Here is a 12843-nt window from a genome sequence, read left to right as displayed (position 1 = left end):
AATGTCTGATAGTCTTAGTTATGTTATAATAAGATGGTTGTTTATGTGTTAGATAGAAACATTGACACAAAGGGATAAGGTAACATTAATTTAATGGATGAATAAGGAAACTTAATGTATCCTGTAGAATATTACGAAGGAAAAGGAGAATACAGATGTTTGGATTTGGTAATAAAGATATTGGAATTGACTTAGGAACTGCGAACACACTTGTCTATATGAAGGGAAAGGGTATTGTCCTTCGTGAGCCTTCTGTTGTTGCTATGAAAAAAGATACACAAGAAATTGTTGCAGTTGGTAGTGATGCAAAGAATATGATTGGGAGAACTCCGGGGAATATTGTTGCAATTCGACCTATGAAAGATGGAGTTATTGCTGATTATGATACAACGGCGGCAATGATGAAGTATTACATACAAAAAGCTGGTAAAAGCGTTAATGCTAGTAAACCACGTGTTATGATATGTGTACCATCTGGAATTACTGGTGTTGAAAAGCGTGCAGTAATTGATGCCACTCGTCAAGCAGGAGCTAAAGATGCATTTACAATTGAAGAGCCTTTTGCCGCAGCTATTGGTGCTGGTCTTCCAGTAGGAGAGCCAACAGGAAGTATGGTCGTTGATATCGGTGGTGGAACTACAGAAGTTGCAGTAATTTCATTAGGTGGAATTGTAACTAGTCGCTCTGTACGAACTGCTGGAGACGATTTAGATGAAGTTATTATTAACTATATTCGTAAAAAATATAATCTTTTAATTGGTGATCGTACTGCGGAAGCTATTAAAATGGAAATCGGTTCTGCTAGTCCAAAAGGGTTAGATTTATCGCCATTTAGCATTCGTGGTCGTGATTTAGTAACAGGATTACCAAAAACAATTGAAGTTACTCCGGAAGAAATCAGTGAAGCTTTAGCAGATACTGTTGCAGCAATTATTGATGCTGTTAAAGGGACACTTGAAAATACACCACCTGAGCTTTCTGCAGATATTATGGATAAAGGAATTGTCCTTACTGGTGGTGGTGCATTGTTACGTAACTTAGATACTGTTATTTCTGAAGAAACAAAAATGCCTGTTATTATTGCAGAAGAACCACTGGATTGTGTTGCAATTGGTACTGGTAAAGCTTTGGAAAATATGGATATGTATAAACGAAAAAAAATGAACTAAATGGACACACTCATTTAAGTCATTTAACAAGATGAATTAGTTTCCAAAAAATGAAAAAAGAGTACTAACGAGATGAGGTGTCGTTATGCCACAATTTTTTCTGAATAAACGTTTGATTATCTTGTTAATATCTATTATTGTTCTCGTTGCGCTAGTTGGTTTTTCTTTACGTGATCGTGAGAATGCTTCGTGGCCGGAACAATTTGTGAAAGATGTTGTTGGATTTGGTGAAAATATGGTAGCTAAGCCTACTTCATTTGTCTCAGGTGTATTTGGTGGAGTTGCAGACTTGAAAAATACTTACACTGAAAATCAACATCTGAAAGAACGTTTAGAAGAATTGGCACAACTTGAAAGTGAAGTTGCAGACTTAAAAGAAGAGAATAAAGACTTAAAAGAAAATCTTGATATTACTGAAAGCATTCGTGATTATGATCCAGTTAGCGCTTCGGTTATTTCTAGAAACCCAACCAATTGGAATGATCAAGTAGAAATTGATAAAGGTTCTAGTGATGGAGTGAAACCAGATATGGCAGTAATAACACCAAAAGGACTTATTGGTAAAGTTACGACTACTGGTGCTAAATCAGCTACCGTTGAGTTATTAACTTCATCAGATGTGAAAAATCGTGTTTCTGCTAAAGTACAGGGGTCGGAAAACGCTTATGGAATTATCAATGGTTATGATAGTGATTCTAAGTTGCTTGAATTAAAACAATTACCATATGATATGAAATTTAAAAAAGGACAGAAGGTAGTTACTTCTGGACTTGGTGGGAAATTCCCAGCTGGTATTTTTATTGGTACAATCGACAAAGTGGAAACCGATAAAATGGGATTATCGCAAACGGCTTACATTAATCCAGGTGCCGATATTTATGATTTAAATCATGTTACTGTTTTGAAACGCTCAGCAGAGACAGGGACTTCAGTGGACGACTCAACTAGCTCCGACACGACTGGAGGAGAGTAATATATGAATTTAAAGAAATATATTGCTCTCCCTGCAATTCTGGTTGGCGCCTTTATACTAGAGGGCGTCTTAAGTCTTCAATTTGCTAACAGCCTTTTTACAGATAAACATCTTTTTATCCCGCATTTCTTACTTGTTATGTTAACGATAATGACTTGCTTTTATAAACGTAATACTACTTTAGTATATGCATTTATTTTGGGGATATTATTTGATATATATTACACTGGCATTATGGGGATTTATTTTGCTATTTTTCCTTTTACCGTGTATATCACGGATAAATTTATGAAAGTATTGCAAAATAATGTTTTCCTCGTTGGTTTAATAGCTATTTTTAATGTTATTCTTACCGAAAGTCTGGTTTATGCGTTTTATTATTTAATTGGTTCAACAACAATGAGTATTCCGATTTTTATTGATCAGCGTTTATGGACAACGATTTTATTTAATTTGGCCTTCTTTTTAATCGTTTTTTATCCATTCCGTCTTTTCTTAAGTCGACTGGTTAAATCGGAGCAATGATTTACTATATTAGCAGTTTGAATCCGCTATTACTTGAAAAAGTATCACTGTGAAAGCTCTTTTCATGGTTTGCGATTCAAGCTGTTTTTTTCAGAAAAAGTCTTTTTTTATTATCATTTAATTTGAGTTAGTGTATACTAAAGACTAGAGTATAAATGTTGCGGGGTGAAGTAGTATATGAAGAAGAACGTACAAATTAAAGGCACAAAAGATGGCATTAGTATTTTCCTTAGTGATAAAGCGAGTTTTCTTGAGTTACAACAAGAATTATCGCAATTACTAGCTGATAAAAAGCAAAACCCATACTCTGGTGAAAAGTTAGAGGTACAAGTACAAATTGGTAACCGTCTGTTCACAGAGGATGAAGAAATGGAAATATCAACTATCATTCATAATAATAGTCAAATGAAAATTAGTGCATTTTATAGTAATGTAATGTCTAAGGATGATGCCAAAAAATGGAAAGAGCGCGACCAAATCTTCTCGATGGCAACTATTATTCGCTCTGGTCAAGTTATTCAAGTACCTGGTGATTTCCTGCTAATTGGTGATATTAATCCTGGTGGACAAGTTCGTTCAAATGGTAATGTTTTTGTTTTGGGTAATATTAAAGGAATTATTCATGCTGGCTTTGAAGGAGATAAAAATGCGATTGTAGCTGGAAAATTTCTTTATCCATCACAAGTTAGAATTGCTGATAAAGTATATGGATTTGATAATGAAGAATATAAAGAAGTTCAAGATACAGATTTATTTTCAGCATTTGTAGATAATTCTGGAGAAATTGTCATTGATGAGATACATAAGATAAGAAAAATTAGACCTGAAATTTCTAATTTTCAAGGAGGGCGTTAAACATGGGAGAAGCTATAGTCATTACTTCTGGGAAAGGTGGAGTAGGAAAAACGACTTCAACTGCTAACTTAGGAACGGCACTTGCTCTTCAAGGGAAGAAAGTGTGTTTGATTGATATGGATATCGGCCTGCGCAATTTAGATGTTGTTTTAGGTCTTGAAAATCGAATTATATATGATTTAGTAGATGTAGTTGAAGGGCGTTGTAAAATTCATCAAGCAATGATAAAAGATAAGCGGTTTGATGATTTATTATTCTTACTTCCTGCAGCACAAACTACAGATAAAAATGCGGTTTCGGCAGAACAGATGGTAGATTTAATTAACCAGTTACGTCCAGAATATGATTTTATTCTAATTGATTGCCCAGCAGGAATTGAAACTGGATATAAAAATGCGGTTGCTGGAGCTGATAAAGCTATTGTTGTTACGACCCCAGAAATTTCTGCTGTACGTGATGCAGATAGAATTATTGGCTTGCTGGAAAAAGAGGATATTGAATCACCAAAACTCATTATTAATCGTATTCGTACACAAATGATGATGAATGGGGATGTCATGGATATTGATGAAATTACCACTCATTTATCTATTGAATTGTTAGGCATTATAATTGATGATGATGAGGTTATTCGTTCATCTAATAGTGGTGATCCAGTTGCTATGTTACCTAATAATCGAGCTTCACAAGGTTACCGAAATATTGCTCGTCGTATTCTTGGTGAATCTATTCCATTAATGTCCATTGAAGCGAAAAAACCTGGATTTTTTGCTCGTTTAAAGCAATTATTTGGCGGTAAATAAAAATTAAACCCTTTATCTTTTGAGATGAAGGGTTTTTATAAAAAGGTGATTGGATGAAACAAGTAGTAGTTAGTGCAGCATATGCAGAAAAGCGTGTTGCGGTTCTTGAAAACGAAAAATTGATAGATATGGAAATTGTTAGACCTTCTGAAAAGATTCAAGTAGGTGATATTTTTTATGGTTTTATTCAAAAAATTGACCGAAAAATAAATGCCGCCTTTGTTGATTTAGGAAATAAAAATAAAGGTTTTATCCACTTAAAAGATATTCCAGAAATTTATGAAAAAACGCAAGGTGCCAAATTACCAGTTCAAATTATTCGCGAAGGCAGTGCAACTAAGCTACCACTTTTAACAGCTGAGCTAACTTTTCCAGGAGATTTACTAGTTTATTTATACGGAAAAGAATATGTTTCCATTTCCAAAAGGATTGTAGAAAAAGAGATTTTGAAAGAAACAATGGAATCACTGTTAGAAGAAAATGAAGCTGTTATTATTCGCTCAAACGCTGAAAAAGCTACTAAACAACAGTTAGAGAACGCTTTAAATGAAGCGAGGGAACAATATAATCAACTGCTACAAAATAGTAAAAAACGAAAAAAACCCGGTATGCTTTTATCTGCGGCATATGGGATTTTTGCGAGTGCCAAACAATTTATTCAACGCTATCAACCGGAAGAAATTACTACAGATGATTTTGCTTTTTCAAAAGTGCTTGAGTCGAACTGGCCAGACCAAGTGAACCTAACGAAAAGTACTGATTTATTTGCTGACCTAGGTATCAAAAAACAAATGGATCGTCTAAGCCGCCCGGTTGTTCATCTTTCCAATGGCTCTTCTTTATTTATTGAAAAAACAGAAGCAATGTGGGTTATTGATGTGAATTCTGGTCGCTATAAAGGGACTACTGAAAAAGAAAAGACGGTGGAGCTTATTAACCAAAAAGCTGTTCCAGAAATATTTAGGCAGATTCGTCTTCGTAATATGAGTGGAATGATTCTAGTTGACTTTATCGGTGGCATGTCTGAAATGGGCTATACAGAGCTATATGAAGTAATAGAACAACAATCACGAGAAGAGTATACTACAACTCAAATGGCAGCACTTTCGCAGTCAGGGCTTCTTCAGCTTACGAGACGAAAGAAACAACAGTCCTTTTTAGAGGCGACAACAGTTCCTTGCCCAGTTTGTTATGGAACAGGACATGTCGCTTCCAAAGAAACCCTTGCTTATCAATTAGAGCGGGAACTCACAGGAATTATGCAAAGTGACCCGGAAACTGTACAAGTCATTACAACGGAAGATGTGTTAGATACTTTCCTTGATTTAAATACTTTAAATGAGGCGCCAGTTAACTGGGAAATAGCAGATGAGCGGATACCATTTTATCAAATTCTAAGAGTAGAGAAGTAAAATGAATATTTAATTGACAGTAGTGACTTCTTTATGCTATCATTTTACTGTTATGTTTGTAGCGCACCAAGCTACAACCGCACAGAGCTGGGTTAAGTATTTACCATGTGTAAATCCCCTGTGATGGCGAGTCTTAGTATATGAGGAGGTGCAAGTATGTACGCAATTATTGAAACAGGTGGGAAACAAATCAAAGTAGAAGCAGGCCAAGAAATCTATGTTGAGAAATTAGCAGGTGAAGTTGGTGATGTTGTTACTTTTGATAAAGTTCTATTCGTAGGCGGAGATTCCGCTAAAGTTGGCGTTCCATTCGTGGAAGGAGCAACTGTAACAGCTAAAGTTGAAAAACAAGGCCGTGCGAAGAAATTGACAGTTTATAAATATAAACCGAAAAAGAACTACCACAAAAAACAAGGTCATCGTCAACCTTACACAAAATTAACTATTGATGCTATCAATGCTTAATTTGAAAGGACGAAACAAATGATTCAAGTCGATGTTTTGCGAGAAAAAAACCAAATAATTTCTTTTACAATGAGTGGACATGCCGATTTTGCCGAACATGGTAGTGATTTGGTTTGTGCAGGAGCTTCGTCAATTGCTTTTGGAATGGTGAATGCTATTTCGGAAGTACGGGACTTTGAACCTGTGTTAGAAGAGTCAGAGGGTTACCTTTACTATTCTGTACCTGCTGATTATGTGAGCGATGAAGTGGTCCAAATCTTGCTTACAGGGATGGAAAATCAACTAAGGTCATTAGCGTACAGCTATCCTGATCATATAAAAATTAACTCCAAATAGGAGGTGGAATTTCATGTTAAAATTTGATATTCAACATTTTGCGCACAAAAAGGGTGGCGGTTCGACTTCTAACGGACGTGACTCTGAATCAAAACGATTAGGTGCAAAACGTGCGGACGGACAATTTGTTACTGGTGGATCTATCCTTTACCGTCAACGTGGTACTAAAATCTATCCAGGAACTAACGTAGGACGTGGAGGCGATGATACTTTATTCGCTAAAACTGATGGCGTTGTACGTTTTGAACGTATGGGACGCGACAAGAAAAAAGTGAGCGTTTATCCTGAAGTACAAGAAGCATAATATGAATTAAAAACCGTCACTTTGTGGCGGTTTTTTTGTAGGCTTTTCTTTGTGAAATTTTTTCTAATAATTGGGTTATAAACCTGTTGAATTGGGGTAAATGTAAAGAGGCAGATAAAGATACATACATTGTGAAAAATGGGACAAGTCGTTTGATTGACAGCGTTTTCTTGATATGGTTAAATAGACTCAAGTTAATTAACATGTCAGGAGAAGAGATGACAATCGAAACGATGCAAGGCACTAGTTTGCCTAAGTTTTGATTGTCATTTTTTGTTGAAGTTAATTGATAATCGGAATGTAAGGGGACTAGTAAAAGGAAATTCCGGTGCTACAAATAAGCAAGAAGAAGGAGTTGGAAAAGATGATTGACACAAGTTTGGCAACACAATTTTTAGGGGAATTAATTGGTACAGCAATCCTAATTATCTTAGGTGCAGGTGTTGTAGCAGGCGTATCGCTGAGAAAATCCAAAGCAGAGAACGCTGGCTGGGTCGTTGTTACTTTTGCTTGGGGGCTAGGTGTTACAATGGGTGTTTATGTTTCAGGATATATGAGTATGGGGCATCTTAACCCAGCTGTTACAGTTGGGATGGCATTAGCAGGTGAATTCCCTTGGGATTATGTCTTGCCTTACATTATTGCTCAGTTTATTGGGGCATTTATTGGTGCAACACTGGTTTGGTTACATTACTATCCTCACTGGAAACAAACAGAAGACAAACCTACTAAACTAGGAGTATTTGCAACAGCACCAGCAATTCGCCATTTTACTTCTAATTTTTTTGGTGAAGCATTAGGTACTTTTGTATTAGTTTTTGGTTTACTTTCCCTTGGAGCAAATACTTTCTCAGATGGTTTAAATCCACTTGTTGTTGGTGCTTTAATTATTGCCATTGGTATGTCTTTAGGTGGAACAACAGGTTATGCCATCAATCCTGCACGTGACCTTGGACCAAGAATTGCGCATTTCGTTTGGCCGATTTCAGGTAAAGGTGGATCTGATTGGGAATACTCATGGGTTCCAGTTCTAGGACCAATCATGGGAGGCGCGTTAGGTGCTTTAGGTTATAATGCAATTGTTAATGGTGAATATGGCATGTGGCTTTGGGTGTTCGCTGTATTATTTATTTTAATCCTTATTCTAACCGCACAACTCGACAAGAAAAAAGATTTAGCATAAGCTAGCATTTTACTAGCTAAAAACGAGAGTCTCATGGCTTTCGTGTACTTAAAACTAGAGGAGGAATTTTACATGGAAAAGAAATATATTTTAGCACTTGATCAAGGGACAACAAGTTCAAGAGCGATGATTATTGATGAAGAAGGAGAAGTAATTGGCGTTGCACAAGAAGAATTTGATCAGATTTTTCCTAAACCAGGTTGGGTAGAACATAGTGCCAATGAAATTTGGGCCTCCATTTTAGCTGTAATTGCTGGTGTTTTATTAAAAACAAATATTTCATCCAAAGAAATCGCTGGTATTGGTATTACAAACCAACGTGAAACAACTGTTATTTGGGACAAAGAAAGCGGAAATCCAATATATAATGCCATTGTTTGGCAATCTCGTCAAACAGAGGATATTTGTAAACAACTTCGTAAAGATGGTTATGAAGATACCATTCGCTCTAAAACTGGGCTTTTAATTGATCCATATTTTGCTGGGACAAAAGCTCGCTGGATTTTAGATAAAGTGGACGGGGCACAAGAACGCGCAGAAAAAGGTGAATTACTTTTTGGAACGATTGATACTTGGTTAGTTTGGAAATTAACTGGTGGTCGTGCTCATATTACGGACTATTCCAATGCTTCTCGTACACTACTTTATAATATTTATGATTTAGAATGGGATGATGAACTTCTAGAAATGCTTAATATTCCGAAAGCAATGTTGCCAGAAGTTCGCCCATCTTCAGAAGTGTATGCGAATACGGTTCCTTATCACTTCTTTGGTGAGGAAGTTCCGGTAGCTGGTATTGCTGGTGACCAACAAGCTGCATTATTTGGTCAAGGGTGTTTTGAAAAAGGGATGGCTAAAAATACTTATGGAACTGGTTGTTTCTTATTAATGAATACAGGAGAAAAAGCAGTACGTTCCGAAAACGGTTTACTTACAACACTTGCTTGGGGAATTGACGGCAAAGTAGAATATGCATTAGAAGGTAGTATTTTTGTTGCCGGTTCTGCAATTCAGTGGTTACGTGATGGCTTACGAATGGTTCGACAATCAAGTGACTCTGAAAATTATGCTAGTCGTATTGAGTCTACAGATGGTGTTTATGTTGTGCCAGCATTTGTTGGCCTTGGTGCGCCGTACTGGGATTCAGATGTTCGTGGTGCAGTATTTGGTTTAACTCGTGGTACCGAAAAGGAACAATTTATTCGTGCGACATTAGAATCACTTGCATATCAAACAAGAGATGTACTTTATGCCATGGAACAAGATTCCGGTATAAAATTAAAAACATTACGTGTAGACGGTGGAGCATCTGCCAATAATTTCTTAATGCAATTCCAATCTGATATTCTAGGTGTTCCAGTGGAGCGTCCAGAAAATAAAGAAACAACAGTACTAGGAGCTGCTTTCTTAGCAGGACTTGCAGTAGGTGTTTGGAAAGATAAAAACGAAATCAAAAAACATTGGAAACTGGATAATCGTTTTGAAGTAGAAATGAAGGAAGAAGAACGAGAAGGTTTATATGAGGGCTGGCATAAAGCAGTTAAAGCAGCGCAAGCCTTTAAATAATACGTTGAAAGTGTGCCAAATGAGACTGTTCATTTGGCACACTTTTTTTATGCTTCAAAAAATAAAAATAAATATAGTGACAGATGTATAGTTTATTCGTTATAATGAAAGATAAGACTTTTAAGGAACGGGAGAATATAAAATTATGTTTGTAGATCAGGTAAAGATTTATGTGAAAGCTGGTAATGGTGGGGACGGTATGGTGGCATTCCGTCGCGAGAAATTTGTACCAAACGGTGGTCCTGCTGGAGGCGACGGTGGTAAAGGTGCAGATGTTGTATTTGTTGTAGATGAAGGTTTACGAACATTAGTAGATTTTCGCTTTAAACGAATTTTTAAAGCAGAACATGGTGAACATGGCATGAGTAAAAGTATGCATGGACGCGGGGCACAAGATTTAGTCGTGAAAGTACCACAAGGAACGATTGTAAAAGATATAGATACAGGAGAAATTATTGCTGATTTAGTTGCGCATGGTCAGCGTGCAGTTATTGCCAAAGCTGGTCGTGGCGGACGCGGAAACAAACGATTTGCAACACCAGCAAACCCAGCTCCTGAACTCTCCGAAAATGGTGAACCAGGGCAAGAAAGAAATGTTCAATTAGAACTTAAAGTATTAGCAGATGTTGGTTTAGTAGGCTTCCCAAGTGTTGGTAAATCGACTTTATTATCAGTAGTATCCGCAGCAAGACCCAAAATTGCGGCATATCATTTTACTACGATTGTTCCTAATCTAGGTATGGTAGATGCTGGTGATGGGCGTAGTTTTGTTATGGCCGATTTACCAGGACTTATTGAAGGAGCAAGTCAAGGTGTTGGCTTAGGTCATCAATTCCTACGCCATATTGAAAGAACACGTGTTATTGTGCATGTAATCGATATGTCTGGTTCAGAAGGACGAGTACCATTTGAAGACTATGTGGCAATAAATAATGAACTAGAACAGTATAATTTACGTTTAATGGAGCGTCCACAAATCATTGTAGCAAACAAAATGGATATGCCGGATGCAGAAGAAAATTTAAAAGAATTTAAAACTAAAATAGCGGAAGATATTCCAGTGTTTCCGATTTCAGCTGTAACGAAAACAGGGCTTCGCGAATTACTGCTTGCTATTGCAGATAAATTAGAAACAACATCAGAATTTCCCCTTAACGAAATTTTGGAACAAGAAGATGAAGATACGGTTCTTTATAAGTATGTTGCGGAAGAACCTGATTTTGAAATTACAAGAGAACCTGATGGTACATTTGTCTTAAGTGGAACGAAAATTGAACGCTTATTCACAATGACCAACTTTGAAAGAGATGCTTCTATTAGTCGTTTTGCGCGTCAACTTCGTGCGATGGGCGTAGATGAAGCACTTAGAAAACGTGGTGCCAAAGACGGCGATATTGTTCGCCTGCTTGACTATGAATTTGAATTTATGGATTAAACAAAGTGCTGCGCCATTCATTTGGTGCACGCTTTTTTCCTAGCTACACTAAAAAGGAGAGTTGAAAATGAAAATTGCTTATTTAGGTCCTGCTGCTTCTTTTACACATGCAGCAGCAGCGAAAGCTTTTCCAAAAGAGGAAATGATTGCAAAAAGTACAATTCCTGATTGTATTATGTCGATTGAAAAAGAAGAAGTAGATGTGGCAGTTGTTCCAATTGAAAATACAATTGAGGGAAGTGTCAATATTACACTAGATTACTTATTTCATTTTTCAAGTGTTCCTGTAGTAGCAGAAATTGTTTTACCAATTGCGCAACATTTAATGGTACACCCTGCGCATGCGGGAGCTTGGAAGTCAGTTCAAAAAGTGATGTCGCATCCGCAAGCCTTAGCACAATGTCATACTTTTTTACAGGCTGAATTGTATGGGGTAGAGCGAGAAGTAACGCCTTCTACTGCTTATGCTGCAAAGTGGGTCAGTAACAATCCTAGCGAGCTTGTTGCAGCCATTGCTCCACGTATGGCGGCCACTGAATATGGGCTTGAAATTGTGAAGGAGGATGCACAAGACTTAGAATTAAATCAAACCAGATTTTTTGTTTTAAGTCGAAAAGCAGTCAACTTGTTGTTACCAAAAGAAGAAGAAAAAACATCTATTTCAGTTATCTTACCTAATAATTTACCGGGTGCATTACATAAAGTATTATCCACTTTTGCTTGGCGGAATATTGATTTAAGCAAAATTGAATCAAGACCTCTTAAAACCTCACTTGGCGAATACTTTTTCTTAATTGATGTGCTTTCTGATGAAAAGGAAGTGCTAGTTATGAATGCTTTGGAGGAAATTACTCTTTTAGGTGGAACAGCGAACAAATTAGGAACGTATCATGTTCACCGATTACAAACAACCTAAATCAACTGTTATCACACTTGTTGTGGTAACTTTTTTTGTTGCGAATAGTTATCTTTTACGTTAGAATTTTAATAGAAAAACTTTATCTTTACTAAAAGGAGTGAAACAGATGTCAGGTCATTCAAAATGGAATAATATTCAAGGTCGTAAAAATGCGCAAGATTCTAAGCGTTCCAAAGTATTTCAAAAGTTAGCAAGAGAAATTTTTGTTGCAGCAAAAAAAGGGCCCGACCCGAATCTGAATCCATCACTACGTTTAGTCATGGATAAAGCAAAGGCTGTTAATATGCCTAATGATAATATTAAACGTGCGATTGATAAAGCTGCGGGCAATACAAATGGAGAAAATTATGATGAAGTAACATACGAAGGTTATGCACCAGGCGGAATTGCCGTTTTAGTTCATACACTTACAGATAATAAAAATCGAACAAGTACAAACGTTCGTGTAGCTTTTAATAAGAACGGAGGTAGTTTGGGAGAGACTGGAAGCGTTAGTTATATGTTCGACCGTAAAGGATACTTAGTGATTTTACGAGAGGGATTAACTGTAGATGAAGAAGAATTTATGCTTGAGGCGATTGAAGCTGGTGCAGATGATGTAGAAGTTAATGATGATGTTTTTGAAATTTTTACTGATCCTGGAGCATTTTCAGAAGTCAAAGATGCCTTACAACTGGCTGGATATACTTTTGCAACAGCAGAACTATCTATGTTTCCAACCGTATATAATGAAATTGCGGAAACGAACAAAACACAATTTGATAAAATGATGGAAGCATTAGAAGATGATGATGATGTACAAGAAGTTTATACCAACGCTGAAATAAATTAAGCGCTAAATAAACACACCCCTTTCTGAAAAAATCCGAATAGGGGTGTTTTAAATGAATAAGTAGGA

Annotated in this window: 14 protein-coding genes and 1 other annotated feature; all 14 genes read left to right on the top strand. The window is 36.7% G+C overall.

Going from position 1 to position 12843, the window contains the following annotated elements:
- Positions 1-155 precede the first annotated feature (155 nt).
- The 14 genes from HCJ45_RS02170 to HCJ45_RS02105 all read left to right on the top strand — a co-directional run bounded on the left by HCJ45_RS02170 (position 156) and on the right by HCJ45_RS02105 (position 12777).
- Positions 156-1169 carry a rod shape-determining protein gene (locus HCJ45_RS02170; RefSeq protein WP_185347424.1) on the top strand — a complete coding sequence of 338 codons (1014 nt, stop codon included), beginning with the start codon at positions 156-158 and terminating at the stop codon, positions 1167-1169.
- Between the two features lie 85 nt (positions 1170-1254).
- Complete coding sequence (gene mreC, locus HCJ45_RS02165) at positions 1255-2142, top strand: rod shape-determining protein MreC (RefSeq protein ID WP_185347426.1); 888 nt, start codon at positions 1255-1257, stop codon at positions 2140-2142.
- 3 nt (positions 2143-2145) lie between these two features.
- Entirely contained in the window at positions 2146-2667 is a 522-nt protein-coding gene (mreD, locus tag HCJ45_RS02160; RefSeq protein WP_185347428.1) for a rod shape-determining protein MreD, read from the top strand.
- Positions 2668-2844: 177 nt separating this feature from the next.
- Positions 2845-3522, top strand: a complete 678-nt coding sequence (minC, locus tag HCJ45_RS02155) for a septum site-determining protein MinC (RefSeq protein WP_185347430.1) — start codon at positions 2845-2847, stop codon at positions 3520-3522.
- A gap of 2 nt (positions 3523-3524) precedes the next feature.
- On the top strand, positions 3525-4325 hold the full coding sequence (minD, locus tag HCJ45_RS02150) for a septum site-determining protein MinD (protein ID WP_187123888.1): 801 nt from the start codon (positions 3525-3527) through the stop codon (positions 4323-4325).
- A 53-nt stretch (positions 4326-4378) separates the two neighbouring features.
- On the top strand, positions 4379-5737 hold the full coding sequence (locus tag HCJ45_RS02145) for a ribonuclease E/G (protein ID WP_187123887.1): 1359 nt from the start codon (positions 4379-4381) through the stop codon (positions 5735-5737).
- Positions 5738-5802: 65 nt separating this feature from the next.
- Positions 5803-5881, top strand: a sequence feature (ribosomal protein L21 leader region).
- A 12-nt stretch (positions 5882-5893) separates the two neighbouring features.
- Positions 5894-6202 carry a 50S ribosomal protein L21 gene (gene rplU / locus HCJ45_RS02140; RefSeq protein WP_003726868.1) on the top strand — a complete coding sequence of 103 codons (309 nt, stop codon included), beginning with the start codon at positions 5894-5896 and terminating at the stop codon, positions 6200-6202.
- Positions 6203-6220: 18 nt separating this feature from the next.
- The gene (locus HCJ45_RS02135; protein ID WP_185347438.1) at positions 6221-6538 is read left to right on the top strand and encodes a ribosomal-processing cysteine protease Prp; all 318 of its coding nucleotides are present in this window, start codon (positions 6221-6223) and stop codon (positions 6536-6538) included.
- Positions 6539-6551: 13 nt separating this feature from the next.
- Positions 6552-6842, top strand: coding sequence for a 50S ribosomal protein L27 (gene rpmA, locus HCJ45_RS02130; protein ID WP_003726866.1), 291 nt, complete (start codon positions 6552-6554; stop codon positions 6840-6842).
- 364 nt (positions 6843-7206) lie between these two features.
- Positions 7207-8025: an MIP/aquaporin family protein gene (locus tag HCJ45_RS02125; protein WP_185347442.1), complete on the top strand. Its 819-nt coding sequence runs from the start codon at positions 7207-7209 to the stop codon at positions 8023-8025.
- A 72-nt stretch (positions 8026-8097) separates the two neighbouring features.
- The gene (glpK, locus tag HCJ45_RS02120; RefSeq protein ID WP_185347444.1) at positions 8098-9591 is read left to right on the top strand and encodes a glycerol kinase GlpK; all 1494 of its coding nucleotides are present in this window, start codon (positions 8098-8100) and stop codon (positions 9589-9591) included.
- Between the two features lie 145 nt (positions 9592-9736).
- Entirely contained in the window at positions 9737-11026 is a 1290-nt protein-coding gene (gene obgE, locus HCJ45_RS02115; RefSeq protein ID WP_187123886.1) for a GTPase ObgE, read from the top strand.
- 67 nt (positions 11027-11093) lie between these two features.
- Positions 11094-11942, top strand: a complete 849-nt coding sequence (gene pheA / locus HCJ45_RS02110; RefSeq protein ID WP_185347448.1) for a prephenate dehydratase — start codon at positions 11094-11096, stop codon at positions 11940-11942.
- Between the two features lie 109 nt (positions 11943-12051).
- Positions 12052-12777, top strand: a complete 726-nt coding sequence (locus HCJ45_RS02105) for a YebC/PmpR family DNA-binding transcriptional regulator (RefSeq protein ID WP_185347450.1) — start codon at positions 12052-12054, stop codon at positions 12775-12777.
- Positions 12778-12843: the final 66 nt, after the last annotated feature.

It is taken from the genome of Listeria immobilis (genome assembly GCF_014322845.1).
Taxonomy (GTDB): Bacteria; Bacillota; Bacilli; order Lactobacillales; family Listeriaceae; genus Listeria; species Listeria immobilis.
This window is presented reverse-complemented; position numbering and strand designations above follow the sequence as displayed.